Annotated in this window: 1 protein-coding gene; it reads right to left on the bottom strand. The window is 74.8% G+C overall.

The window, feature by feature from the left end:
* On the bottom strand, positions 1-270 hold a 270-nt coding region (locus tag EAO77_RS36840), incomplete at its 3' end, for a hypothetical protein (protein WP_147992627.1).
* Positions 271-698 lie beyond the last annotated feature (428 nt).

The raw sequence follows: 698 nt of genomic DNA, 5'->3' as shown, positions 1-698 counted from the left end.
GCACAGCACGGTCTCCGGCCGGCCCTTGAGCACCGCGCTCCGGGAGACGGGGCACGGACCCGCGTCCGGGTCGAGCAGCCGCGACCAGAGGTCGGGGTCCTCGAACAGGTCCTCGACCCGGCGGCCGGTGAGCGCCCCGGCCGGTTCCCCGAGCAGCGTGACCGCGTCGGCGGTGCAGGCGAGGACGGTGCCGTCGCCGGCCACCACCAGGAGCGCGCAGCCCTCCGGGTGCCGCGTGTCCGCCGCGAGGGCGTCGCCGCCAGTAGTCACTTGGGCCCTCTCGTTCGGATCAGGGCACGCGAACCCGGCAGGACCCGAACGAGAGGCCTGACGATCATCCCCGTGGGGCACTCCCTGACCTGGCGGTCCGCGATCGGCGGGTTCACTGCGCTCGGCCCCCGAGCCTTCATTCAACTCCAGCCGGTCCGGCGCCGCCCGTCGGGGCCGCGGTCACTGACCGTACGGCGGATGCGGGATCTGATACGGCCTCCGGACTCTTCGCCCCGGACCCCGGTCCTGGGCGAAGAGGGAATCGGACGGCGGGCGGCGGAGGCCTTCGCGCCCGTGACCGGGGCCCCGGCACGGGCCCCGTCGCCCTGCCGGCAGCGGCGGTCGCACGTCCGCTGGACGAGGTGCGGCAGTTGATGGCCCTGCTCAAGGCCTGCTCAAGGCGTCCGGCCACGACCTCGACCAGGTCG

Source organism: Streptomyces sp. T39 (assembly GCF_008042045.1).
Lineage (GTDB): Bacteria > Actinomycetota > Actinomycetes > Streptomycetales > Streptomycetaceae > Streptomyces.
The sequence above is the reverse complement of the archived record's forward strand: the minus strand, read 5'-3'. Positions and strand labels throughout refer to the sequence as shown.